Source organism: Micromonospora sp. CP22 (assembly GCF_009712475.1).
GTDB lineage: Bacteria > Actinomycetota > Actinomycetes > Mycobacteriales > Micromonosporaceae > Micromonospora.
Map to the genome: position 1 here is coordinate 1 of NZ_VCJO01000022.1, position 26230 is coordinate 26230.

At 71.2% G+C, this 26230-nt stretch carries 11 protein-coding genes and 2 pseudogenes; 5 read left to right on the forward strand and 8 right to left on the reverse strand.

The annotated features are described in order from the left end of the window. Positions 1–538: 538 nt before the first annotated feature. Positions 539–790 (reverse strand): SCO4848 family membrane protein, encoded by a 252-nt coding sequence (locus FF096_RS23400; protein WP_155221721.1) that lies wholly within the window; start codon positions 788–790, stop codon positions 539–541. A gap of 69 nt (positions 791–859) precedes the next feature. Between FF096_RS23400 and FF096_RS23405 the strand changes: the two genes are divergently transcribed. Beyond that, positions 860–1402, forward strand: a complete 543-nt coding sequence (locus FF096_RS23405) for a hypothetical protein (RefSeq protein WP_155221722.1) — start codon at positions 860–862, stop codon at positions 1400–1402. A 4-nt stretch (positions 1403–1406) separates the two neighbouring features. Here the strand turns inward: FF096_RS23405 and FF096_RS23410 are convergent, their stop codons facing one another. From FF096_RS23410 to FF096_RS27565, 3 genes are all read right to left on the reverse strand, one after another. Further along, positions 1407–2231 carry a DUF6406 domain-containing protein gene (locus FF096_RS23410; RefSeq protein ID WP_309223831.1) on the reverse strand — a complete coding sequence of 275 codons (825 nt, stop codon included), beginning with the start codon at positions 2229–2231 and terminating at the stop codon, positions 1407–1409. A 96-nt stretch (positions 2232–2327) separates the two neighbouring features. Next, positions 2328–3152 carry a DUF6406 domain-containing protein gene (locus FF096_RS23415; RefSeq protein WP_309223832.1) on the reverse strand — a complete coding sequence of 275 codons (825 nt, stop codon included), beginning with the start codon at positions 3150–3152 and terminating at the stop codon, positions 2328–2330. A gap of 47 nt (positions 3153–3199) precedes the next feature. Continuing rightward, a complete protein-coding gene (locus tag FF096_RS27565) occupies positions 3200–7540 on the reverse strand; it encodes a hypothetical protein (protein WP_375335378.1) in 4341 nt (1446 codons plus the stop codon). Between the two features lie 810 nt (positions 7541–8350). Between FF096_RS27565 and FF096_RS27570 the strand changes: the two genes are divergently transcribed. Continuing rightward, complete coding sequence (locus FF096_RS27570) at positions 8351–8746, forward strand: hypothetical protein (RefSeq protein WP_375335379.1); 396 nt, start codon at positions 8351–8353, stop codon at positions 8744–8746. 2946 nt (positions 8747–11692) lie between these two features. Here the strand turns inward: FF096_RS27570 and FF096_RS27575 are convergent. Next, positions 11693–12640 (reverse strand): annotated as a pseudogene (locus FF096_RS27575) (toxin glutamine deamidase domain-containing protein); the annotation flags it as partial. 39 nt (positions 12641–12679) lie between these two features. On the opposite strand from FF096_RS27575, the gene FF096_RS27580 reads away from it, so the two are divergent. Together FF096_RS27580 and FF096_RS27585 are read left to right on the forward strand one after the other, a co-directional pair. After that, positions 12680–13072, forward strand: a complete 393-nt coding sequence (locus FF096_RS27580; protein ID WP_375335380.1) for a hypothetical protein — start codon at positions 12680–12682, stop codon at positions 13070–13072. 330 nt (positions 13073–13402) lie between these two features. Further along, on the forward strand, positions 13403–13882 hold the full coding sequence (locus FF096_RS27585; RefSeq protein ID WP_375335381.1) for a hypothetical protein: 480 nt from the start codon (positions 13403–13405) through the stop codon (positions 13880–13882). A 2940-nt stretch (positions 13883–16822) separates the two neighbouring features. On the opposite strand, the pseudogene FF096_RS27590 reads toward FF096_RS27585, so the two are convergent. The 3 genes and pseudogenes from FF096_RS27590 to FF096_RS23430 all read right to left on the reverse strand — a co-directional run. Continuing rightward, a pseudogene (locus FF096_RS27590) lies at positions 16823–23872 on the reverse strand (toxin glutamine deamidase domain-containing protein); the annotation flags it as partial. A 153-nt stretch (positions 23873–24025) separates the two neighbouring features. Further along, the gene (locus FF096_RS23425) at positions 24026–24364 is read right to left on the reverse strand and encodes a hypothetical protein (protein ID WP_309223833.1); all 339 of its coding nucleotides are present in this window, start codon (positions 24362–24364) and stop codon (positions 24026–24028) included. After that, positions 24361–24753: a YbaB/EbfC family nucleoid-associated protein gene (locus tag FF096_RS23430; protein WP_155221725.1), complete on the reverse strand. Its 393-nt coding sequence runs from the start codon at positions 24751–24753 to the stop codon at positions 24361–24363. The genes FF096_RS23425 and FF096_RS23430 overlap by 4 nt, the downstream gene beginning before the upstream one ends. 152 nt (positions 24754–24905) lie before the next feature. Here FF096_RS23430 and mycP point away from each other — a divergent pair, with 152 nt between their 5' ends. Then, positions 24906–26204, forward strand: a complete 1299-nt coding sequence (gene mycP / locus FF096_RS23435; RefSeq protein ID WP_155221726.1) for a type VII secretion-associated serine protease mycosin — start codon at positions 24906–24908, stop codon at positions 26202–26204. The last annotated feature ends 26 nt before the right edge of the window (positions 26205–26230 follow it).

The window sequence follows — 26230 nt, forward strand, 5'->3', positions numbered from 1 at the left end:
AAACAACCCACCAACGGGCCGCCATCCGGGGCACCACACCCGACCACAACCGCACCGGGCACTTTTACTACGTTACCTCACCGTCTGGGGCGAGTCAAACCGGATTGTCCCGGTCCGTCACGCTTCAGGTGGTTCGGCACCCGTGATCGAGCGCAGCGGTCGCCCGCCTGACTCGGTCATCGGATTTGGCAGGCCGGCCGCTGCGGTCTCCCGCACGCTCGCCCGGTGCCCTGCCGGTCGTAAACCTTACCCGGTCGGTTCCGCCCCACCAAATCGGCCCCTCTGGCCGCTCGGTCGAGCACCACCCGGCCGCGTCCACAGAGGAGATATCCCCTCCACGAACCCGGTGCCTAGCGAACCTGGGCCTCAGGGTTTTCGCCCTGTTTGCCCCCGTTCCGCGTTGGCAGAGAGAAAGTTACGCGTCCGGTGGATTGATCGTCAAATCGGCGCGACGCGGTCCCGGTCACACTCTTGGGATCGGGGGTGTGACCGCCCGGCAGGCCCAGGTCAGACCAGCTGAGCCACTCCGGACGGTGACTCAACGCGTACCGCGTCGGGATGCCCGCCACCCACGGAGGCCGAGCAGCCCCACGGCCGTGCCGACGACCAACGACGCGGCGATGAGCAGCGCGTGCACCCACAGGAAGCCGGTCGCCGGCCAGTCCCCGACGTTCCCACTCGCCCACGACCTCGGGTCGTTCCAGATGGCCACCGCGAACCTCGGCCAGATCACCCAGGTCCACACCCCGACCCCGGTGAGGAAGACGGCCCAGCCGCGTGACAACACCATGGTCGGCGAGTATGCCAGCGGGCCGCACCGGGACGTCGGCGGAAGCATCCGATCGGTACGGTGGGTCGCATGAGCCCCCTGCTGAGCCGCACCAATGCGGAGGCACATCTCTACATGGATCTACACCCGTGCACCTGCGGTGAGACACGTTTCCCCCGGCAGAGTGCGGTCGTGGCGCTTGCCGACGGCGAACTGGCCAGCCGGTACACGGGCGCCTGCGCGGGGTGTGGGCAGGAACGGGAGTTCGTGTTCAGGCTGCCGCCCGAGCCGACTTCCACCGCCGGTGGGTTCCGCTACGGCGAAGACGAGCCCTCACAGCTGCTCGACCCAGGGGAGTGGCTGCTGGTCTCCGACGCGTACGCCGGGCAGGTGCCGGCCGACCCCGGGAGCGGCGAGGCCGCGCAGCGCGCTCGCGCCGTGCTGACCCGGGCCATGGCCGCGCTCGACGAGGTCGGCAAGTTCATCCCGCCGGACGCGGCCGTCGTCCCGGCGAACGCCTTCACCTCGGACCGGGGACGGCAGCTGCACCAGCGCGAGCCCGGTCGGTTCCGGCGGGACCGTCTCACGGCCGTGCACGACGCGTACGCCGAGATGCTAACGCGGCTCGCCTGATCCGTTACCTCGGCCCGTCCGCGTCGGTGCCGGGCTCCGTGATGGTTCCCGGCGGCACCAGCTGCGCCGGAGGCAGGTGGTCCAGCGCCATCGGGGTCAACCGGCCGACGAGGTGCCCGATCGAGTCAGCGACCACCCGCAGCGCCCGCTCTCGCGCTGCCGCGGCAGGTGAGCCGGGAGGCCCGACGAGATCCATCTCGTGCACGAAGTAGATGCTCTCGTCGCTCGGCTGTGCCGAGATGACCAGGAGGCCACCCGAGGGGTTGGCGATCACCAGCCAGTCCGGCGACAGCCAGGGATCCCGGTGTACGCGCTGCGCGTGCACCAGGTCGAACGGCGGGTACTCCGGATGCGCCCCGAGCAACGGACGTTCCGGCAACAGACTGAACGGCACGCCGGGAATGTGGTGCTCCACCTCGGGCTGCGCCCCGTTGTTCTGGCGCAGCCAGTCACGGTAGCTCGGCGACAGCCGCACCCCGAGGGAGGCTTCCAGCGACTGAAGTCGCGCCTCGTCGAGTTGCCCGTACGGGCGCAGCCGGGCCGGCTGCCAGAGCCGGCCGCTCGGCGGTTCCGCCACCTCGTCGGCGTCCACCCGCCGGAGCGTCACCTGCCACTCGTCCGCACTGGCCATGTCCAGGTCCGCGAAGCGCCAGGTTTCGTCGCCCACGGCGAAGGTCTCGCCGAGCGTCACCTCGTGGACGACATCCTCGTCGCTCCCGAGGGGCATCACGATGATCTCGGCACGGACCGGTGGCCCCACGTCGACCCACCGCGCCCCGAACCGGACCGGCCCGACGTTCGTTGTCGTGGTGTTCCGGACGGCGGCCACACGAGTAAACGAGCGCACCAGTCCCCTCCCGCCTCCTTCAGACACGACGAGGTGTCAGCATGTCGTACCGCCCCGACCTCAGTCGGACCTACCGGCTCATAGTTGCCCGTTCTCGTAGTTCCGGGGATCGGTGAACGTGCCGGCCGGGTGGATCTGAGCCGGTGGGAGGTGGTCCAGCTCCATCGGGGTCAGCCGACCGATGAACTCGTACATCGACCAGGCCACCGCCTTCAGCTTCCGTTCCCTAGCGGCCGTGGCGGCCGGGCCGGGTGGGCCGACCAGGTCGAACTCGTTGATGAAGTAGACGCTGTCGTTGCTCGCCTGCGCCGCGACGACCAGCAGGCCATTGACCGTGTTCGCGATGACGAGCCATTCCGGTGACAGCCAACGGTCCCGGTACTGCTGCTGGGCGTGCACCAGGTCGAACGGCGGATATTCCGGGTGTACGCCGAACAGCGGCCCCGACGGAAGCAGCGCGACCGGCATCCCGGGAATGTGGTGCGGCACCTCGGGCTGCGCACCGTTGTTGCGGCTCAACCAAGTGCGATAGCCCCACGGTAGTTGAACCCCGAGCGCGGCCTCCAGGGACTGGAGCTGGGCCTCGTCGAGCTGCCCGTAGGGGCGCAGTCTCGCCCGTTTCCACAGCCGGCCGGTCGGCGGCTCCATCACCTCGTCCGCGTCCACCCGACGGACGGTGACCTTCCAGTCGTTCGCACTAGTCATGTCGAGATCGGCGAAGCGCCAGGTCTCCCCGGCCACCGGAAAGGTCTCGCCGAGGGTGACCTCGTGGGCGAAGCTCTCGTCGCTCTGGAAGGGCATCACGATGATCTCGGCACGCACCGGTGGCCCCACATCGACCCAGCGCACCCCGAACCGGGCCAGCCCGACGGTCGTCGTGGTGTTGTTTCGGACGGCGGCCACATGAGTAAACGAGCGCAAGTGTCCTCTCCCGGCTCCCTCAGGCACGATCAGGTGTCCAGCATGTCGTACAGCGCCGGCTCGGCGGGAAGTGGGAAGCCGAGCACATCACGCGCGATCCGCTCGGCCTCCGCGCGCTCCACCGGCGCCGGTGTCGCCTGCCCCGGCGTCGTGCCCCCGGCCGTCCAGTGCAGTGAGCGTCCCTGGCCACCGATCTCCGACACCATCAGGCCGATCACCGTACCGTCAGCGGCGATCAACGCGAAGTACCCAATCCCATACCGATCGTCATCGAGATAGCGGCGACCGAGGGTGCGCGGTGGCGAGGCAGGCGCTGCCGGCGGACTGGGTTCGGCTATCGGAGCGCCCGGGGCTGGCACGACCAGCGGACGATGGACGACTCGCTCGGGTGACGATCGGGGCGACGGTACGGCCGGTTGGAGGTTCGCCGGGGGTCCGCCGCTCGTCGGCGGCTGCGCCGTTGCGGCGGCCGGTGACGGCTCCAGGTGCGCGCACATGGGCTGCATCAGATCGAGGAATGCGCGCACCGGCATCGAGGACGGATGCTGCCTGTTCCAGGGATTACGTAGCTGCACCTGGCCGTCCTGCACCGCAACGATTTCGTACACATGCTGCGCCTCGAGGCCGTAAGGCAAGGTGGTGCGCCCCGGATACAAGTCCATCGGCCGGGTGGCGATGGTGATCGGACTTCCGGCGGTGAGCAGAGCCGCCAGCTGCCGCTCGACCGCCGCCTCCCGACCCGGCGTGGCGTCGAGAAGCGTCTGGCGAGCCGGTAGGCCAGTGAGCTGGGTGAGCAACTCGGCCTGCAACAGGGGGGTACTGCCGACGTTGAGCCGTGCGTAGCCCATCGGCGCGGCACGGTGCGGATCGCCCTTGCCCTCCCATGCGCGCCACTCACGCTGCCACTGTTCGTGCCGCTCCTTGGTCCAGGTCCTGTCGACCGCAGCGAGCGCCTTCTCCAACACCGACGCCCATCCGACACCCACTGCTGACTGGTCGGCATACGCGGCCCAGGAACTGCCGGTGTGTACCGGGACATCGGGACGCACGTTGATCCGGATGCGCCGTCCAGTCGCCACCGACTCGTCGCCGCGCAGCACGGTCTCGTGCAGCAGGACATCCACCGTGCCGTCCGGTTTCGGCTGGAACAGCTGCGGAATGCGCTCCGGCCGGTGCCCGGCGAGGGCCGCCATCGTGGCCAGCATCCCGCAGTCACCCAGCATGCCCTGCTGCACCTGCGTCCGTAGGGGTGGGCCGTCGAAGAGCGGTGCCGGTTGGCCCGTTGCCGAGAGCAGCGAGCGGCCGTACTCGACCGGATTCTCGGGGTCTGGGTCGGGCAGGGTCACCCGGTCGGCGACCACCGAGACCTCGCCCGCGGTCACGGTCGGCGTGACCTCGGCTTCGACGTCCGGAGGCGGCGGCATCATCGCCTGCAGCGCCTGGGTGAGCGCCGTCGGCACCAGCCCCATCCGCCGTGCGCCCGCCAGATAGTGGAAGCTGTGCGTGGTGAGCACCGCCACGGCGGCGGGATTCGACCCGTACTCGGCGTTGAACGCGGCGTAGGCCCGCGTCCGGTCCTCCATCAGCAGCGCGTTCCGGCCGGCGGGGGTGGCCAGGTCGTATGCGGGGGCCGACGCGTCCAGGTTGAACTCGGGAGCGCCTTCGAGGGTGTAGGGGCGCAGGTCGAAGCGGCCGGTCAGGTCGACGTAGATGCCCTCGGCGGCGATCCGGTCGGCGAGGCGTGGATCGACCTGGCGTACCTGGTCGAGCAGGTTGGGCGGCAGTCCGATCAGCTGCCCGGCAAGAGCCGGCATCCGGGGCAGCGAGGATTGGCTCTGCTCCCCCTGCACGGCCAGCTCGCGCAGCTTCCCGGCCAACTCGGCGGCGGGCGGCGGTTGGAAGTCGGGGGCGAGGCGGCTGCGGTAGTCGATCGCCCGGAACCGTTCGACAGCTGTCTGGTTGGGGTTGACGGCCAGGGCATCGATCACCGCCTCCGGTGTGATCACCGGCAGACTCATCTGCATCACCTGGGTCCACACCTCGGTGGGCAGGACCGCGAGTCGCGCGGCTGCGTCGGGCGTACCCCAACGCAGGCCCAGCCGATCGACCAGGGCGTCGATCTCGGCACGCAGGACGAGTCGGGTGGCGGGGTCGACCTGCGCGTACCCGGCGGCCAGCAGGCGCAGCTCGGCCAACCGACCCCGGTCCCGGGCGGTGAGGCCGCCCGGGTCGATCGGCTGCTCAACGGCGCCCTGGTCGAAGAGCCCGACCTGCGCCTCACCGGTCTCGTGCCGGGCCAGCAGTTCCGCGGCCTCGTGCACCACCGCACGGTCGACCGTCCAGTCGGCGGCCCGGTCGGAGACGGTGAGGGTGAAGGTGCCGTCGAGGTTGCGGGTGGTCTGCGCCACGACGCCGTCGGCGAGCGTGCCGCCGGTGACCTGGACACGCAGCGGCGTCAGCCCGCCCGAGCGGATCTCGAAGACGTCCGGTCCGACGGCCGTCACCTGATCGGCGCCGATCGGCTCGGCCAGCAAGGGCAGGACCGTGCGGGCCCGCTCCACCACCGCCCGGGCGTCGGCGGTGGGCCGCCCTTGACCGTGGAACTCCGAGTCGGGCAACGCGGTGACCGTGCTGCGGGCCAGCTCGACGTGCGCGTACCAGGGGCTCATCAGGTCGAGGAAGGCACGCATCGGCATCGGTGCCGGGTGGTGGGAGTTCCACGGGTTGCGCAGTTGCACCTCACCGTTGGCCACCGACACGATCTCGTACGCGTGGCCCGCGACCAGCCCGTACGGTGGCTTGCCGCCCGGCTGCGCAGCGTAGGCGCTGGCCGGTCGGGTGCCGGTGATCAGCGGGCTGCCGGCGGCCAGCAGGGCGGCCAGTCGCGCCTCGGCGTCGGCTTCCCGGTTAGGAGTCGGATCGAGTTCGCTGACGCCGGTCGGCAGGCCGGTGAGCTGACTGAGCAGTTCGGCCTGCACCAGGCGGCTGCTGCCGTTGTTGAGCCGGGCATAGCCGAGTGGAGCCGCCTGCGCGGCGTCCACGTCCGGCCGGGCGGTCCACTGCTGCTGCCACTGGTCGTGGCGCTGCTGGGTCCAGGTACGGTCGATCGCCGCGATCGCCTTCTCCAGCAGCGAGGCCCACGAGGCACCGACCGTGGACTGGTCGGCGTACGCGCTGTGGCCGTTCGAGTTCGGGTGCAGGGGCACATCCGGGAAGACGGTCACCCGCAGTTGCCGCCCGGTCGGCGTGACCGTCCGACCCGGTCCGCTGGTCTCGTGCAGCACCACGTCGACCGAGCCGTCCGGGTTGGGGTGGAACATCTGCGTGACGGTGCCCGGCAGGTGACCGGCGACCGCCCCGATCACGGCGATCATGCCGCAGTCGCCGAGCGACCCCTGCTGGACGTCCTGGCGCTTCGGTGGCCCGTCGAACAGTGGTGGCGGTTGCCCGGTGCGGGCATCCACCGCCTGCCCGTAGACCGGACCCGGCTGGCCCTTCGACTCCGGTGGCAGGGTCACCCGGTCGGCCGTGACCCGGATCGTCCCGGATGCGTCCTGCGTCGCCTGGTTCTCCACGGAAGCGGCGGTCGTCGGCGGTACCGGAGTGATGCTGCGCAGTGCCTCGGTCAGGACGTCCGGCACCAGCCCCATCCACCTGGCCGTTCCCTGGTAGTGGAAGTCGTGGCCGGTGAGCAGGGACGCTGCCTGGTTGCCCTCGAGCGCACGTAGCGCGGCGCGGGCCCGTTGCCGGTCCTCGTGCAGTTGGGCACGCCGACCGGCCTCGGTGGTCAGGTCGTAGGCGGGGCGCGCCGCACCGAGGTCGATGGCGGGCACGTTCGTCACCATGTACGGACGCAGGTCGTAGCGGCCGGTCAGGTCGACGTAGATGCCCTCGGTGGCGAGTCGGTCGGCGAGTTGCGGATCCACCGCCCGGATCCGGTCGAGCTGTGCCTGCGGGATGCCGACGATCTGCCCGGCGAAGGCGGGCATCCGTGGCATACCGGATTGCGCGTGTTCCGCCTCGGTCGCCAGCTCCCGCAGCCGGGCGTCCAGGTCCGCCTGCTGGGGCACCTGGAAGTCCGGAGCCAGCCGGGCCCGGTAGTCGAACATCCTGATCCGCTCGACCTCGGTGAGGGTGGCGCCACCGGCCAGCACCGTGGAGACCGTGTCGGGCGTGATCGACGGCACGCTGAGCTGCATCAGGTGCGCCAACACGTCACGTGGGACGAGCGCCCACCGGGAGCGGACGTCCGGGTCGCCGAGACGTAGGCCGAGGTGACTGGCGAGAGCGTCGATCTCGGCGCGCACGGCGGATCTGGTGGCCGGGTCGGCGTCGGCGTACACGGCGGCGAGCAGTCGGATCTCCGCCATCCGGCCGAGGTCGTGGGCGGTCAGCCCGGCCGGATCGATCGGGCCCTGGACGTTGCCCGGGTCCAGCGGGCCGACCAGTGCCCGACCCGACTCGTGCAGGGCGGTCAGCTCGGCGACCTCGTGCGCGAGTGCTCGGGCCACCACCGCATCAGCGGCCCGGTCGGAAACGGTGACGGTGAAGGTGCCGTCCGGGTTGCGCTGCGACTGGGCCACCGTGCCGTCGGCCAACGGACCACTGGTCAGCCGTACGGTCAGCGGGAACTGCCCGGCAGAGCGGATCTCGAACAGATCCGGTCCGACCGCGACCACCGCGTCCACCTGGGCGAACCGTGCCACCTGCGGCAACGCGGCACGGGCGAGATCCAGCACCGCTGCCGGGTCGCTGACCGGGCGGCCCAGACCGTGGAAGGTGGAGCCCGGAACGGCAGCGGCGGTGATCGCGCCCTCCGTCGATACGCTGCCGTCATGGCCACGCCCGCCGACCTCTACGCCGCCATCCTCGCCGACCCCGACGACCTCGACCTGCGGCGACGCTACGCCGACGCCATCGAGCCCACCGATCCCGAGCGCGCCGAGCTGATCCGCCTCTACCTGGCCGGGGAGTACGGAACCCGAGAGTCGCTGTTCCTGCACCGACGGATCCGCCCCCGGCTCGCCGAGCCGGTCACCCACCTGCTGAACACCTGGCAGTTGCGTAACGGCCTGATCGAGTCGGTGACCATGACCGCTCGTACCTTCGTCGACCACGGGCACGAGGTCTGGGCCAGCCACCCCGTCCGCCACCTGGTCCTGGTCGAGGCCGCCGGGCTGATGGCCGACGTCGCGCAGGTCGCCTGCCTCGACCGTCTGGTCGCCCTCGACCTGGGCGGAAACCCGATCGGTGACGACGGGCTCGCCGCGCTCGTCGACTCCCCGCACCTGGGCCGGCTGCGGTGGCTCGGGTTGGCCGACTGCGACATCGGTCGGGCTGGCATCGAGGCGCTGGCCGCCACCCGCAACCTGCCCGCCCTGCGCTACGTCGACCTGCGACGCAACCCCGTCGAGGTCACCGCCCGAGGCCACGGACAGGACATCGACGGGAAGCCCATCTCCGTCGAGCTGCCCTCGCTCGGGCAGGAGCTGATCGAGCGGTTCGGCCCGCTGCCCTGGCTGGACACCCAGTGGGGCTGGGCCCTGCTCGGCATTGTCCGCTGGGACGAGGTCTGACGGCGAGTCCGGCCGGGCGGAGCCACCGTCAGTGGGCGACGGCGGCGGCGAGACGCCACGGTTCGACTCCGCAATCCGCTGGGCGTGGAAACGAATGCTGGGTGGAATGCCCCGCGAGTCGTCCGGCAGCCCCACGGCCTGACGCTGGACCGCTTCCGCCACGCTCCTGTCGACCTCGGCCATCAGTGCGCCAGCCACCGAGGCACCGCCGAGGACTCGCAGCTGACCACTGCCGTCCCGGAGCCCCAACACGTCGGGGACGGGGTTGTCCACGTCAAGCGACGGCCCCTCGAGCGCCGCCAGGTCCACCTCGGTCAACAGGTTGTGTACGCCGCCGGGCAGGCGTGGCTCCTGCCCGATGGAGAGCACCACCCGGTCGTACACCTGCTCGGTGCCGTCGCTGAACCCGACGACGAACGCCCCGTCGACGGTGTGCCGGATGCTGACGACGCTGCGCAACGACATGTCCGACACGCGCGCCCGCGCGGCGTCCGAGTACGCGCCGAGACCGGGCAGGTTGTTACGCCGGTTGTCACCGCCACTGAAGCTGAACTCCAGCTGTGCCCGGGCATCCGCCACCGGATCGCCCGTCACCCGATCGGCCGGTAGCGGTCTGGCCTGGGCCGCCCAGTCGATGCGCCCAGCCGGGGAGGCCGCGGCCTGCTCGATGTCCCACGCGCCGGATGCTCCCGCGCCGTAGACCAGCACCCGGTCGCCCGACTGGTAGGTGTCGGCCAGGTTCTGCCCGCCGAAGTCGACCGGTCGCGCGGCCGGGCGGGGATCACTGAACGAGCCGTCCGGAGCGTAGCCGAGTCGGGCGGCCACCTCCTCGGGCAGCGTCCGCGGATCCACCTGATCGCCGGACGGGTCGAGCACCTGCCCGGTCAGGACGTCGACGGCGTAACCGGAGGACGGGTCGACCACCAACGGATCCGTCGGCCGACCACCGAGGTCGGTGAGCAGCGGCAGGTCCGCGGCACCCGTGCCGGTGCCGCCGAGGACGGCTCGCACGGTCGGCGCAAGGTCGGCCGGATCGACGACCGCGCCCGTCGGGTCGCGGAACACCGGGGTGGTACCGGACCGATCCACCCGGTAGCCGCTGGTCGGGTCGAAGAACTGCCCGTCAGTGGTGGTCGGCGCGCTCGGCACCCGCGCTGGGCCGGGGCCGGTCGCGATGTCGAGCGACGCGGTGAAGAAGTCCCGCCCGCCGATCGTCACCCGGAAATTCGCGCCGTCCGGCCACCCGGCGGCGTCGGCCGGGCGAGGCGTGACCGAGGTGGCGAGCCCCTGGTAGGTGGGCATCCCGGTGAGTGCCCGGGCCGCTCCGACCGCGTCGGCGAAGACGTCGGACGGGGTGAACCCGGTGCCCTCCTCGGCCAGGTCGGACGGCTGGAACGGCAGCCCGGGAAGTTCCAGCTCGGAGGGAACCTGCCCCATCAGCAGCGCCTGCCGCTCCGCCCACGGGTCGTGCCCCTGCGAGACACAGAGCACCGGCGGCAGACCGGAACCGGTGTCGGCCGGAGCGCCCATGGTAACGAAGTCGGCGGTGGCCGCCCAGCCCCCACCGATCACCAGCCGACCGAAGACGTGGTCGGGCGCCGCGTCCAACGCGGAGTCCACCCTGGCCGTCAGGGCGAGGTCGGCCTCGTTGCGCAGGGCGGTGGCCTGCTGTGCCCAGGACCGGGCCTCGGCGCGTACGGACGACTGGGCGGCGCGCAGTTCGGCGACGAGTTGCTGCCCGTCGCTCGACGCGACCCCGACCAGGCTCTCGACCTCGCTGGCGAAGGTGCCGAGGTGGTTGCGGATCGCCTCGAGACGGGCCTGGGCGGCCTTCGGGCCGACCACCGGCACGTTGTCGCGGTGACCGTGGACGGGGGCGACGGGCTCCTGCTCCAGCAGACCGGAGGAGACGAGCAGACTCAGCGCCTCGGCCTGGAGTTGACCGGCCAGCGCCGAGTCTGACGTGGCGGCACTGTCGGCGAGCACGACCCGCAGTTCGGCCAGCCGACCGATGTCCTGTGCGGTGAGGGTCCGGACACCGTTGCCCTCCGGCCGGGCGCCCTCGGCGAGCGCCGTGGTGGCGTCGACGCGCAACCCCACCGCCCGTTCCTGCGCGACGGTGTCCACCTCGGCCAGGGTCGCGGCCACCGCACGGCGGACGTGGTCCGGGTGCGCCCCGGTGGACACCTGCACCACCGCGCCGTCGGCGGTGTACTGCACGGTGGCGACCGGCGCGAGCGGCGCGTTATGGGCGGGGGCAGCCAGTTCGATGCGTATCCGGTACGGACCGTCCAGCGTGTCCAGGGTGACCGTGCCGGTGGCCGGGTCGACGTGGGCACCGTCCGGCAGAGGTCCGCCGTCCAGGGCTGCCTGGACGGCCTCCCCGGTCCGCACCGGATCGGCGTCAAGCAGCGCACCGCCGAACGTCGTACCGGCGGCGGCCTGCCGAAGATCGGGCCCGGCCGCATCGGTCGCGGTGTCTACGTCCGGGCCCGGAGGGCCACCGGGACCAGTGGGTCCGGTCGCTCCGTCCGACGGCGGTTGGCCGTCGACCGAGGTCAGGCCGTCGGTTCCACCTCGGGCCACACCTGCCGGCCCTTGATCCGGCCCTCGCGTCGCGCCTGCGCGTACTCCTCCATCACCCGGCGCGGCGGCAGGCTGGTGTGTGCCGTGACCACTCCCGACCGGTCGATGATGTAGCTCCCCTGGCCCACGTGCATCCCCGAGGCTCGTTCCTGCTCCGAGAGCTTCTCCCGGGCCAGCCAGCCGAACTCGAACTCCCGAAGCATGATCGGATTCTCGGTCCGCAGCAGTCGGCTGATCAGTGTCAGCGCTTCGTCCTCGGTCAACTCGCCCCTCTCCGTCCGGCACCATCATCGCCCAGAGTGCGTGGGTTTCCCGCACATCGGCGGCGGGCATCTCCACCGTCGTCGTCCCGGTCTGCGGATCCCACCACACCGGCGCGTCGGCACCCGCCGGGAAGACGATCACGAAGGCGTGCGAGCCGTCGACCTCGGGTTGGCCGGTCTCGTCGAGGACCACGTTCCCCGCCCCGTCGAGGAGCAGCCAGTCCGCCACCACCAGCGCCGACGCCCCCGGCCCGGCCTCCGCCACCTGCTGATAGAGGCCCGCGTACTGGGCGGCCACCGCGTCGGTGCGTGCGGACAGGTCCGCCGGTAGGTTGCCGGGGCCGCCGAGCCACTCACCGCCGATCCACGCCTCGGCCCGCTCCAGTCCACCCCGCTCACCGGAGATACGGTCGATCGAACCGTCGACGGCCCGGTCCGCCCAACGGGGCACCGACACCTGCGGGTCGCCGTGGAAGCTGGCCAGTGCCGCCAGCGACGAGTCGAGGCAGTTGTTGCCCCGACCGGGCCGATCCGGCCCGCCGTCGTTGACCAGTTGTCCGTACGGGTGGGTGGACGGATCGGCGAAGACCGCGTACCCCTGCGGGGTGGCCAAGCTCGCCGCGAGGTCGTCCTGGAAGCGCGGGTCTTCCAGCGGTGCCAGCTCACCCGGGCCGAAGCGCCGGCTCTCCGGCAACGGCTGGGTGGCGGTGGCCGGGCCGTCCGTCGCTACGCTGCCGTCATGGCCACGCCCGCCGACCTCTACGCCGCCATCCTCGCCGACCCCGACGACCTCGACCTGCGGCGACGCTACGCCGACGCCATCGAGCCCACCGATCCCGAGCGCGCCGAGCTGATCCGCCTCGACATCAACGGAATCCGCAACACCCGGGAGGTCATGCTCCTGCACCGGCGGACCCACCCGCGCCTCGCCGAGCCCGTCGCCCATCTGCTCGTCGACTGGCGGATTCGCAACGGCCTGATCGAGTCGGTGACCATGACCGCTCGTGCCTTCGTCGACCACGGCGCGGCGGTCTGGGCCCACCATCCCGTCCGCCACCTGGTCCTGGTCGAGGCCGCCGGACTCATGCCGGACGTCGCCCAGGCCGCCTGCCTCGACCGTCTGGTCGCCCTCGACCTGCGCGGAAACCCGATCGGTGACGACGGACTCGCCGCGCTCGTCGACTCCCCGCACCTGGGCCGGCTGCGGTGGTTGGGCCTGGCCCGCTGCGGCATCGGTGCGGCCGGAGTTGAAGCCCTGGCCGCCACTGACAACCTGCCCGCCCTGCGCTACGTCGACCTGCGACGCAACCCCGTCGAGGTCACCGCCCGAGGCCACGGACAGGACATCGACGGGAAGCCCATCTCCGTCGAGCTGCCCCCGCTCGGGCAGGAACTGATCGCCCGGTACGGCCCCCTGCCCTGGCTCGACGTCCAATGGGGATGGCACTGGCTCGGTGTCGGCTGGGAGGAGGTGTGAAGACGGTAGGGATTCCGGAGACGTCGAGGTCCCAACGGTACCGACGGTGACCGGGCCGTCCGTCGCTACGCTGCCGTCATGGCCACGCCCGCCGACCTCTACGCCGCCATCCTCGCCGACCCCGACGACCTCGACCTGCGGCGACGCTACGCCGACGCCATCGAGCCCACCGATCCCGAGCGCGCCGAGCTGATCCGCCTCGACATCAACGGCGGAAGTACGCCACGACGTCTGCTGCTCCGGCGCAGAGTCGGACCGCGACTCGCCCGTCCGATCGCGCACCTGGTCGACGGTTGGCAGGTGCGGCGTGGCTTCGTCGAATCGGTCACCATGCGGGCCGACGCCTTCCTCAGCCACGGTACCGAGGTCTGGGGCAGCGTTCCCGTCTGTCACCTGGTGCTGACCGACGTCACCGGACGTTGCGCCGACATCGCCGCGTCGCCCCTGCTGAAGACTCTGGTCGGCTTGGACCTGGGTGGCAACCCCATCGGTGACGACGGCGTGCGGCAGCTCACCGGTTCCGGGTTTCTGGGCCGACTGCGGTGGCTCGGGCTGTCCCGCTGTGACATCGGCGCCGAGGGGGCCGAGGCGCTGGCCGCCAGCCGTAACCTCCCCCGCCTGCGTTACGTCCAGTTCGACCGCAACCGGGTCGACATCCTGCCGTACGGCATCGGTCAGGACATCGACGGCAGACCGATCGGGGTCGAGATGCCCGCTGTCGGGCAGCGTCTGCTCGACCGGTACGGACCGCTGCCCTGGCTCGACACCCGCTGGGCCTGGGAGGGGCCCCCGCGATACCACGACGTCTGAGGCGTCCGGACCAGACCGGGGACCGCCCCCGGTCGGGCCGTCGCCGGTGGCAGCAGGCGGCATCGGCCGATTCGCCTCGGCGATCCGTTGCGCGTGGAACCGGATGCTGGGCGCGATGCCTCGGGAGTCGACCGGCAGGGCCGCGGCCTGGCGCCGGACTGCATCCTCCACCGTCTCGTCGACCCTGCTGATGAGCGGACCGGCCACGCTCGCTGCTCCCAGAATGCGCAGCTGACCACTGCCGTCTCGCAGCCCCAGCACATCGGCGGGTCCTACCGGTGCGGTGGCTGGCCCTTCGATGGGGGCAAGGTCCACGTCGGCAACCAGGTTGGCGACACCGCCCGGGAACTCGGCCGCCTGGCCGATCGAGAGGACCACCCGGTCGTACGTCTGTCGGCTGCCGTCGGTGAACTCCACCTGGAAGCCGCCGTCGACGGTGTGCCGGAGGCTGACGATCTCCCGCAACGACCGATCGACCTGGCTCTGCACCGTGTCGGCGTAGGCACCGACGTCGGGCAGCGTGTTCCGCCGGTTGTAGCCGCCTCCGAAGCTGTGCCGCAGGCGCGCCTCCGCGTCCTGGACAGGATCGCCGGTGAGCTGGTCCGGCGGCGGGTCCATCGCGCGGGCCGACCAGTCGACGCTCGCGGCGGGCGACGCCACGGCCTGCTCGATGTCCCAGGCGCCGGACGCGCCCGCGCCGAAGACGAGCACCCGATCCCCGGGACGGTAGGCGTCGGCGAGGTTCTGCCCGCCGAAGTCGACAGGTGGCGCGGCGGGGCGGGGATCCCGGAAGGACCCGTCCGGAGCGACACCCAGCCGGGCCCCGACCTCGGTCGGCACGGCTCCGGGGTCCACCGGCGTGCCGTCAGGGTCGAGCACCTGACCGGTGGTGACGTCCACGGCGTACCCGGAGGTCGGGTCGACCACCAGCGGGTCGGTGGGTCGCCCGCTCAGATCCGCCAGCAGCGGCAGATCCGACCGGCCGGCACCGGGGCCGCCGAGAACCGCTCGTACGCCCGGAGGCACGCTCTCCGGTGCCACCGGATTGCCGTCCGGGTCCTGGAACCGCACCGCGTCGCCGGAGCGGTCAACGCGGTAGCCGGTGCTCGGATCGACGTAGGTGCCGGTGGTGTCGGCCGGGACGCTCGGCACTCGGGACGGGCCCGGGCCGCTGGCGATGTCGACGGAGGAGGTGTAGAAGTCCTGGCCGTTGACGGTCACTCGGAAGTTGGCGCCGTCGGGCCAACCCGTGGCGTCAGCCGGCCGGGGTGTGATCGAGGTCGCGGTGCCCTGGTAGGTCGGCATCCCGGCGAGCGCGCGGGCCGCGCCCACCGCGTCGGCGAAGACGTCGGAGGGGGTGAACTGGGTGCCCTCCTGCGCCAGGTCGCTCGGCTGGAACGGCAGGCCGGGGATCTCCAGCTCCGACGGGACCTGCCCCATCAGCAGCGCCTGGCGTTCCGCCCACGGGTCGTGCCCCTGCGAGATGCAGAGCACCGGCGGCAGACCGTGGCCGGCGTCGGCGGGAGCCCCCATGGTGACGAAGTCGGCGGTCGCGGCCCAGCCACCACCGATGACGAGTCGGTCGAAGACATGGTCGGGTGCCACGCCCAGGGTGGCGTCCACCCTGGCGGTCAGCGCGAGGTCGGCCTGGTCGCGCAGCGCGGTCGCCTGTTGGGCCCAGGCGCGGGCCTCGGCGCGGACGGCCGACTGCGCGGCCCGGATGTCCGCCACGAGCTGCTGCCCGTCGCCTTGTGCGAGCCCGATGAGGCTTTCGATCTCGGTGGCGAGCGGGCCCAGGTGATGGTGGATCAGGTCGAGTCGGGCGCGGGCCGCCTCCGGCCCGACGACCGGCGTGTTGCTGCCGAGCCCGTGCACGACGTGCGTCGGCTGCTGTTCGAGGAGGCCGGAGGCGACCAGCAGGCTCAGTGCCTCGGCGCGTAGCTGGGCGGCGGTTCCGGGATCGGTAGTGGTGGCACTGTCGGCGAGCACCACCCGCAGCTCGGCCAGCTGACCGATGTCGCGTGCGGTCAGCACGCGGGTGCCGTCGCCCTCCGGACGGGCGCCCTCGGCGAGCGCGGTGGTCGCGTCGAACCGAACCCCTTCGGCCCGTAGCTGGGCGATGGTGTCCACCTCGGCGAGCGCCGCCGCCACCGCCCGCCGGACGTGATCCGGGTGGGCGCTCGTCGACACCTGCACGACGGCCCCGTCGGGGGTGTACTGGACGTTGGCCACCGGTACGACCGACGCGTCCACCGCGACCGGGGTCAGCTCGATGCGTACCGGGTAGGGACCGTCGGGAGTGGTCAGGGTGACTGTGGCGGTGGCCGGGTCGGCGCTGGCCCCGTCGGGTAGTGGCCCGCTGGTCAGGGCCTCCTCGACCGCGATCGAGGTACGCCCGGGGTTGGGATCGAGGAGCGCACCGCCGAAGGTCGTACCGGCCGCCGCCTGCCACAGGTCGGGGCCGTCCGGGTCGGTCACGCGCCCGGAGTTGCCCGGCGGCGGGCCGTCCACGCCGGGTAGCCCGGTGTCTGCGGCCGTGTCGGCCGGGGGCGTCAGGCCGTCGACTCCTGCGTCGGCCAGACCTGTCGACCCGTTATCCGGCCCTCCCTGCGGGCCTGCGTGTACTCCGTGATCAGCAGCGGTACCGGCAGACTCATCTGCGCGGTGATCACTCCCGTCTGATCGATGATGTAGCTCCCGTGGCCCAGCTGCCTGCCCTCCGCCCGTTCCTGTGGTGACAGCTGCTCCTTCGCCAGCCAGCCGAACTCGAACGGATGAAGCTCGATCTCGTTCGCCGTGCCCAGCAGGCGTCTGATCAACGTCAGCGCCTCGTCCTCCGTCATCCGAAACCCTTTCCGCCATGATCTCCATCGACCACAGCGCATACGTCTGCGACAGGTACGCGGCTGGGGGCTGCGGCCACGTCGTCCCTCGTTGCGGATCCCACCAGACCGGCCCGTCGGCACCTTCCGGATACACCAGGACGAAGGCGTGTGAGTCCTGGACCTGCACCTGCCCGTGATCCAGGACGAGTTCACCGGTGCGGGGATCCGTCCTGACCCATTCGGCCACGACGAGGGCCGCAGAACCGGGACCGGCCTCCGCGACACGCTGGTGAAGCTGCGCGTACTGCTCGGCCACCGCCGCTCTGTGCTCGGCCGGTGTCGTCGGCAGTCCCTCCGACCCACCCGACCAGTCGACGCCGAGGAATTGCTCAGCTCGGTCGAGCCCACTCGCCTCGCCGGTCACCGTTTCGATCGAGCCGTCCGGGCGGACGTCCGGCCACCGGGGGAAGGACACCCGCGGATCGCCGAAGAAGCTGGACAGCGCCGAGAGCGAGGAGTCCAGACAGTTGTTGGCACGCCCCGGCTGGTTCGGTCCGCCGTCGTTGACCAACTGTCCGTACGGATGGGTGGACGGGTCGGCGAACAGCAGGTACCCGTTCGGGGTGCGCAGGCTCTGCTCGACGTCCCACTGGTATGCCGGATCCTCCAACGGTGCCAGCTCGCCCGGCCCGAGCCGCCGGGTCTGCGCCAACCCGTGGTCGGTGTCGAGCGGCACCGTCGAGGGCTGGCCGCCGGGCGGCTCGGTGTTCAGGTCGCCGAGCGGCAGATCTCCGTCAGCTCGTCCTCCGTCGGCAACGGAACCGTCGCGAAGTGCGCCACCTGGCGCTCGGCCGTCGCCCGGTCGACCTGCTGGATCTCGTGGCGTTCCGGATTCGCCCAGAGGATCGCCGCCGCCACGTCCGGCCGGAACGTCCACGCCCGCGTCGGCCGATCCCAGATCACCGCCTGGGTCGGCCCGGAACTGTCCGCCTCCGCTATCAGGTTGACCGGCGGGCCGTCCGGATCGTCCGGTCTCCGGAGGAGGAAGTATCCGAACGTCAGCGGTGCCATGCACGCCCCCCATCAGGTCAGGGTCCAGACCGGGCAGGTCGGACACGGCCAATCCTCGCGCGGCGAGCACGTCGGCGAACGTCAGGCCCTGCTGTCCGAGCCAGTCGAGGTACGCCTCACGGATGCTCGCCTGCCGAGGGGAAGACATCCACTTCGCGAAGCTGGTGTCCTTCGGCGTGTCGAACCGGGCGCTGCTCATGCCTGACGGCATGCTCGCCGCGATGCCGTTGGCCTTGTTGATCGCCAGGATGTCGAGGAACGCGTGTACGCGGGCGGCCGGTGTCTGCGCCGGGTCGCGCATCACCTCGTACTGCTCGTGGGTCTGTTTGCCGACGTTGTAGCTGGTTTCGGTCGGGAACTGCAGCTCGAAGGTACGCCCGGACGGCGCGGTCAACGTGCAGTTCAGACCGAAGAACCGGTTCCCCGGGTGCCAGAAGTTCTTCAGGTCCGTGACCTGGTAACCCTGCGCCTCCAAGGAGGTGAGCAGCGCGTCCACCGCCGGTCCGTACGCCTCGGACTCCGGCCCCCGCACCGAGAAACGCACCACGTCGTTGACGGTGTCCAGCGCCGAATCGATGTCGTACCCGAGTGGTTCCAGCTCGGTGCGGTACTTGCGGGCCAGCGACTCGGCGCCCTTGACCCGATGCTGCTCACCGAGCGTGCTGAGCGCATCCGTGCCGGTCAGCCCGAGCCGCGCGTTCACCTCGGCGTTGACGGTGTGCAGGTCGGCCAGGATCTGGTCGGCCGCCGTCTGCGCCTCGGCCAGGGCGTCGAGCAGAGTGGCCCGGTCGGCGTCCGGAAGCCCGTCCAGGTAGGGACTCGCGGCGGGATCGCTCTCCGGCGCGGTACCGGAGTCGCTCAGTCCGTCGGATCCGGGGCTGGCCAGACCTGCCGGCCGGTGATCCGTCCCTCCCGGCGTGCCGCCGCGTACCGCTTCATGATCAACGGTGGCGGCAGGCTGGGATGTACCGTCACCACTCCCGTCTGGTCGATGATGAAGACCCCCTGGCCCAGTTGCCGACCCTGCGTCCGCTGTTGCGGCGAAAGCGTCTCCTGGGCTGCCCAGCCGAACTCGAACGGGAACACTGCTACCGGGTTGTCCGTTCCCAGCAGCCGGGTCATCAGCTGCCGGGCTTCCTCCCTGCTCATCGACATGGCTGGGCTGCACCTCCATCGACCACAGGTTGTGCGTCAGTTCAACATAGTCGCCGGGTAGTGGATCGGTGGTGGTGCTGCCGAACTGCGGGTCCCACCACACCGGCCCGTCCGCGCCCTCGGGGAAGACCAACAGGAAGACGTGCTCACCGGCGGGTTGGGTGTTGCCGTCCGCGTCGAGCAGGGGATCCCCGGTGTTCTCGTCGAACAGGATCCAGTCGACGGCGACGACCGCCGCCGCTCCCGGCCCGGCGTCGAGAACACGCTGGTAGAGCTGCTCGTACCGGTCGGCCAACGCGTCCGACCGCTCGGCGGGCGTGACCGGCAGGGTGTCGCTGTCGCCGGTCCACTCGCCACCGATCCAGCTCTCGATCCGGTCGTAGCCGCTCAGTTCACCGAGCGTCGTTTCGATGCTGCCGTCGGTGAGCTGGTCCGGCCAACGCGGATACGACACCTGCGGATCGCCGTAGAAGCTGGCCAAGGCGGCGAGGACATTGTCGACACAGTTGTTGGCACGACCGGGCTGGTCCGGTCCGCCGTCGTTGATCAGCTGACCGTACGGGTGGGTCGAGGGGTCGGCGAAGACCGCGTACCCGTCCGGGGTTCGCAGACTGGCCTCGACGTCGTCCTGGTAACGCGGATCCTCCAGCGGGGCCAACTGCTCCGGCCCGAACTGGCGCGTGTCCGGCATCGGCCAGCCCTGCATGTCCGGCCAGACGCCCGGCTCGGGATTCCCGGCGGTGTTCGGATCCGGCTCGCCCTCCGGGCTCGGGCTGTCCGGCACCGCGTCCGGATCGCTCGGGTCGGGCAGCGTCCCGTCGGGGTTGTTCGGGTCGGCCGCTCCTTCCGGGTCATTCGGGTCGACACCGGCGTCGGTGTCCTGGTCCCGTCCTCCGGGCGGCGAATCCGCGGTCGAGGCCGGCGGGACCGGAGCCGGCGTGCTGGCTCCGGGGGCGGTGTGACTGACCGGGTCGCCTTCGGCATCCAGCACGATCGACCAGACACCGTCCACCCGTCCGGTGTGCAGCGGGCCGGTGGCGGAGATGATCTGGTTCTGGCCGTCGAGCCAGATGATGGTGCCGTCATGGTTGACGGCGTTCCAGGTATGCGCCCCGGTTCCGTCGTTCCAGCTAGTGACGATCAAGGCCGCAGAACCCGGACCTGCCGCGCGAAGGGCGTCGGCGACGTTGTCCAGGCCGCTTGTTCCGCTGCCCTCGTGCGTGAAGGGGGCCCCGAGCGCCTGCTCCTGCCGCGCCGTACTGCCCGCCTCTACGGCGGTAGACGGGGCAGTGGGAGCCGCCACCTCCGGCCGACCGAACCAGGTAGACAGAACGGAAAGTCCGACATCGGCACAGTTCGTGTCTCGGCCAGGCACGGTAGGCCCACCATCGTTGATCAATCCCGTCCACGGGCCACGTGGGTCCGGATGCACCAACGGTCGCCCGGTCGCTTGATCGCTTGGAACGGCGTCTTCCAACGCCTGCTGGTCCCTCGGGTCAGGCGGAACTAGACCCTGTGGCTGCCCGTAGGGGCGGCTGTCGCTGGGCAGCGGGCCAGTGCCCACTGCCCCCGGTACTGGTGGTTGATAACTGCTGACGTCCCGTTCCTGGTCCGCCACAGGCTCCACACCGAACTGTGGCAGGAAGTGCGCACACGATCGGCAAGGTGGTCGATAATGCCCGAGTTCATAAGTGACGCCGTCAGACCTAGCTGTCCTGATCTGGTGCGTGACGATCTTGGCGCCTTGCAGCGACTCCGAGGCGTACTGCTCGAAGGTGCCGGGCTTCCCCGCCTCCCGCCATTGCTGTTCAAGGTTGTAAAGCTGGTCGGAAACCAGGGCGACCTCGGCACACTTCCCGTGCCCACCGCCCACGCCGTCGGCGAGGCTCGCTGAAATCCGGTCCAGTGCGGCCTGCGCGAGAGGGTGCACCCGAGGTTGTGTGGGGGGTGAAGTGCTTCTGTCGGCGGTCATGCTGGTGTGCGTGGTGATGGTGCCGTTGGGCATCAGCAACGCGCCGGCCATACCGGGCTGCTTGCCCTTGGATATCGTCCCGGCCTTCACCTCCCGCCGGACAGCCTCGGCCAGGGTCCGCGACGCCTCGATCAGGGCGCGTTCCGCTTCGGGGCTGTTCGGATCGCCGTCGACCGACGTCGGATCCAGCCGCCAGCTGTGCGTACCGTCTCCGGTCTTTCCATCCGACCGCTTGAGGGTCTCCGGGTCGACCGGGCCGGTATTTGTCTCGGTACCGGGGTTCGTCGGCCCACCCTGGAGGGTCCCGCTACTGGTCGGCACCGGGACCACGACCGGCCCTTCGGCCGTCCGCTGAGCCGGATCGGTCGGCCCGGATTCCGGATTCGTGTCCGTGTCGGACGGGGGAGCGGCGTCGGGAGAGGGCGTCGTCGGCTCGACGCCCGCGCTCTGTGTCGGCACCGTCGGGGCGGCCGGGTCTCTTGGCGCAGGTGTCGTGTCCGGCTGAGCGGTGGACGGCGCGGGTTGGGCCGGGGTGGTCTGTTGGGCCGGCGTCGCCGGCGTACCCGGCTGGTTGGTGGTGGTTTGCTGCGTGGATCCGGCGGGCTGGGCCGGGTTGGTCGTGGTGGGGCCAACGGCCGGCGCCAGCGAGATCGAGCCTGCCGTGTTCGCCGCCGTCGGATTGACCCCCGGGGCGGCTGGCGTGTTCCGGCCCTGCGTCGGTTGCGTGGTGGTGTTGCCGGAGGGCTGTTGGGTGCTCGTGCCCGGGGTCGGTGTGCCGGTCGTGGTCGGCGTCGCGGCGGTGGGCGTGCTCGTCACCTGCGGACCGGTCGTAGCCTGGGGACCGGTGGTGGTGGGTGCACCGGTGGTGGTGGGCGCGCCGGTGGTGGGGGCGGGGTTCGTCGCGGTGGTCGGGCCGGTGGGTGCGACGGTGCCCGGCGGTGCTCCTGCCACTGGTCCGGTGGCGGGGGCCGTCACCGGACCGGCGACAGGTGTGCCGGGTAGCACGGCGGGCGGCGCGTCCGTACCGACGGACGGATCTGTGTCGACCGGTCCGGGCGCGGTGACGTCGCGGACCGGGGTGTCCGTCGTCGTGCGGGCGGGCCCGGCCGAACTGTCGCCAGGCGGGCTGGTGGTGACGTCCGCAGACGGACTCGCGACCGGCCCGGCGTCGGTCCGGACCGTCGTCTCGTTGGTCCTCCGGTCGCCGACGTTGGTGGTGGTGTCGGTGCCGGGTTGCGTGCTGGTGCTGGTCCGGTCGGTGCCAGGTGATTCGGCGACCGGCGCGCCTCGGCTTTCCGGAGCACTCTGCTGGTCGCTGGTGACGTTACCGGTGTCGCTGACGGCCGGCGTGCCCTGTGGTGTCGCGGCCACCGGATCGGCGGGAACGCTCACCTGGTTTCCGGTGGAGACGTCGGCGCGCGACGAGTCGGCGGCGTTGGGCGTGTCCGCGGTCGGCGCGCCGGTGCTGTCGCTCGTCGGTGCTGCGGCACCGTCCGCCGAGGGGGGCGCGAGGCTGATCGAACCCGCACCGCTGCTGGGGACCGTCCCGGTGTCGGTTTGGGTGGTGCCACCGCCCAGGTCGGTCGTTCCGGCGCCCGAGGTGGCACCCGCGCCGCTGGAACTGCTGCTGCCGCCCGCAGCGGAGTCGCCCGCTCCGGCCCCGGAGTTGGCACCTGCGGCTGAGCCACCATCCGTGGTCGAGCCCGTACCGCCGCCGGTCGCCCCCGCGCCATCGGTGCCGCCACCGGTCGCCCCGGCGCCCCCGCCACTGCCCGTCGAGCCAGCACCCGTGCCACCGGTGCCGCCACCGGTCCCTCCGGCGCCCGCGCCACTCCCAGTCGAGCCGGCACCCGTGCCACCGCCGGTCGCCCCCGCGCCCGCGCCGTTGGCCCCGCCGAGACCACCGAGGCCGTTCGTGCCGCCGACACCCATGCCCGGGTTGATCCCACCCGCTCCGAGGCCGGCACCGGGATTGAGCGAGATGCCCAATTTGCCGAGACCCCAGTTGGTGACCCGCCCACCCAGGTTGCCGGCGGCGCCGCCGGCCATCGTGGCTCCGGTACGGCCGGCACCGCTGGCGAAGCCACCCAGGAAGGCGTCCGCATCGGGCATGGCCCACTGCCCGTTGATCGTGCCGTTGGCGAGCACACTGGCTGCCGGCGAGATGATGGCGTTCTGGGCGCCGGAGGCGAGGCTCGTGCTGCCCCAGCGAACGATGCCGCTGCCCCGGAAGGAGAGCTGGGACGGGCTGAACGAGAACGGCATGCGGGGTGCGACCCGCCGGCCGGCCCAGTTCATGCCGGTGCCGAGCACCGCGCCGTAGGCCCCACCCACGCCAGCGGTGAGGGTCCGATTGCCGTCCCACTGCCGCCGCTCGCCGGTGTGCATCTGGTACGCCTGGGCACCGACGTCGATGATCAGCTCTTCGCCGATCTCCTCCAGCAGCTCACGGCCGAGGCGGTTGAGGCCCTGCCGGAAGCCCTGACTGGTGACCATCTGGCCGATCCGGGTGCCGGCCGCCCGCAGGGCGGCCCGCATTCCCGCCCTGGTCAGCAGTTGCCGCCCCATCTGGGCGATCAAGCGCCGGAAGGCGACCGTCACCGCCTGGCGTCCACCAGCCAGGATGCCCGGAATGGCACCGGCCGAGACCCCACCCAACCAAGCCATCAGGAGCGCGACGAAGACCGCGATGACGGTGATGATGACCGCGATCAGCACGGTCAGCTTCGCGTACTCGATCTCCAGGGCGGCCTGGTCGCATCCGGATGCGTACGCGGCGGAGATCTCCTGGATCAGCGGCAGGCCCTTGTTCGGGTCGACGCCGATCTGGTTCCACAGACCGCCGAACGCCTCGCCGGCACCGCCGCCCCAGCTCTGCAGGATCTTCATGACGGCCGGGTCGGCCTGGCCCAGCGTCTCGCTGACCGCGTCGGCCAACGCCTGCCACGCGTCGGCCAACTCCCGCATCCGGTCCTCGTCGCCGCTGGGCCACGCCTCTCCGGCGCTCACCCAGCAAATGGCGTCCCAGACCCACGCGTACTCGCCCAGCGAGTTCCTGGGATTGGGTATCGCCACCCCGAATGCCCCTCTGTCCGATGTCGACCCGTAGCGGGTGAACTGCTACTTGTCGTCGCCGCCGAACAGTGTCTTGACCATCTCGTCGGTGTCGACGGTGCCCTCGACCGCACCCTTGACGGTGGGCCCCAGCACCTCGACCAGCGGCACCAGATCCGCGAGCAGGTCGAGGACCTGCTGCGCCGGCTGATCGCCACCGAGGTAGTTCTTGTTGAACTCGTTGCCCGGCTCGTCGTCACCCCAGGGCTTGCCGCCGTTGAGGGTGTTGATGGCCGCCCCGACATTGCTCCAGGCCGAAGCGAGTTGCGCACCGGCCGCGCCGAGTTCGTTGGCGCCCTCCAGGGCAGCGTCGGGCTTGACGAAGGTGTCGCGCAGTTCGCTCACCGCTTCTCCTCCCCGGGTAGATCGCTGTCCAACTGACGGAAGATGCCGTCCAGGTCATGATCGATGTAGGCCTGGAACTGACTGTCCGGTACGAACGGTCGAACCAGCTTCTCGACCTCAGCCATGGCCTTCTCGGTAGCCCGCCGGATCGTCTCGGTGACCGTGGCGGAAAGCTCCTTCGAGTTGGGCCGGCGGTAGATGCGCGGATCGAACTCGACCTTCGTCACGTGACCACGAGGACCGACCGTCACAGTGACCAGGCCGTCATCGGAGGTGACGGTCGCCTTCACCGTCTTGAGTTGCTGTTGCAGGTCACCAACGCCGGAACGCATCCGCTCGAACTGCGCCATCAGTTCGTCGGCACGGGCGCGCAGCGCCTGTACGTCCATGGCGTGTTCCTCCCCGCGCAGGTCCCATCCGCCGCCCACGCCCGGGCGTGACAACCCGACCATACTGAATGGGCGCGACATCGGCGTCCCCTGGTCCGGCGAGCAGCCGCCGCTAGGATTCAGCGGGGCCGGTTGACGGGAGGCGTGCAGACATGTTCCGGGACCGTCCGGTGACGACGTTCGTGCTGCTGGGGGCGCTTCTTTCTCCGGTGTTGGCGATTCCGGTGGCGAGCCCGGCAGCAGCCGCACCGGCGATTTGCAACAATCCGAGCGATCCGGGAGAGATCAACACCGAGACGCCCTGGCATCTACGGTGGCTCGCTCCGCAGCGCGTGTGGCCGTTCAGCACCGGAGCGGGAGTACGCGTCGCGGTCATCGACTCCGGCACCGACAGCAACCACCCCCAACTGACGGGTCGGGTGACCACCGGCTTCGACGTCCTGCACGGCGCACCCGGCGGCGACGTGGACTGCGTGTCCCACGGCACGGCAGTGGCCAGCATCATCGCCGCCCGCCGGCAGGACGGGGTGGGTTTCCACGGCCTGGCACCGGATGTGACGATCGTGCCGATCCGGGTCAGTGAACGTAACGCCAACGACGGCCCGGGCGCCGGCGGCGACACCGTCACCGGAGCTCGTTTCGCCCAGGCCATCCGGCGAGCCGTCGACGACGGCGCAGACGTCATCAACATGTCGGTGACGCTCTACCGACCGGACCAGGACGTGGAGCAGGCCATCCGCTACGCGGTGGAGAAGGACGTCGTGTTGGTCGCCGCCGCCGGCAACCAACACCAGGACGGTGCCCGCCCCGATCCGGTGCCCTATCCGGCGGCCTACGACGGCGTGATCGGCGTCGGTGCCATCGACCAGTACGGTGCCCGCATCCGACAGTCCCAGGTCGGCCCGTACGTGGACATCAGCGCCCCGGGTGGCGCCGTGGTGGCCGCGACCCGGCTGATCGGCCACAACACCTACGACGGGACCAGCTTCGCCGCCCCGATGGTGAGTGCGACTGCCGCGCTGATCCGGGCAGCGGAGCCCAACCTCTCCGCTCGGGCGGTCACCAAACGGATCCTGGCCACCGCCGACCCGGCCCGGGGTGACGCCTACCGGGGCTACGGCAGCGGGGTGGTCAACCCGTACCGGGCGGTCACCGAACGGTTGACGACGGGAAGTCCCGTGGCGCAGCCTCCGCTGCCCGACGTGCCGCACGACGCTGCGGCGCAGGCACGCGCCGAGCGTTGGGCGCTGTTCGGCCGACTGGCCCTCTGGATCGGGCTGGCGCTGGCCGCGATCGCGGTCGCCGTCGCGGCGCTGGCCGCGCTGCTGCCGCGTGGTCGCCGCGCGCGGTGGCGACCCACCCGCCCGGCGGCACCGCCCCCGGCCGAGCCCGAGATCGACGAACCCGAGGAGATCTTCTTCCGGGTACCGAGCTCGACACCGCGCGGCTGACAGCGGCGTCGACGCCGAGCGGACCG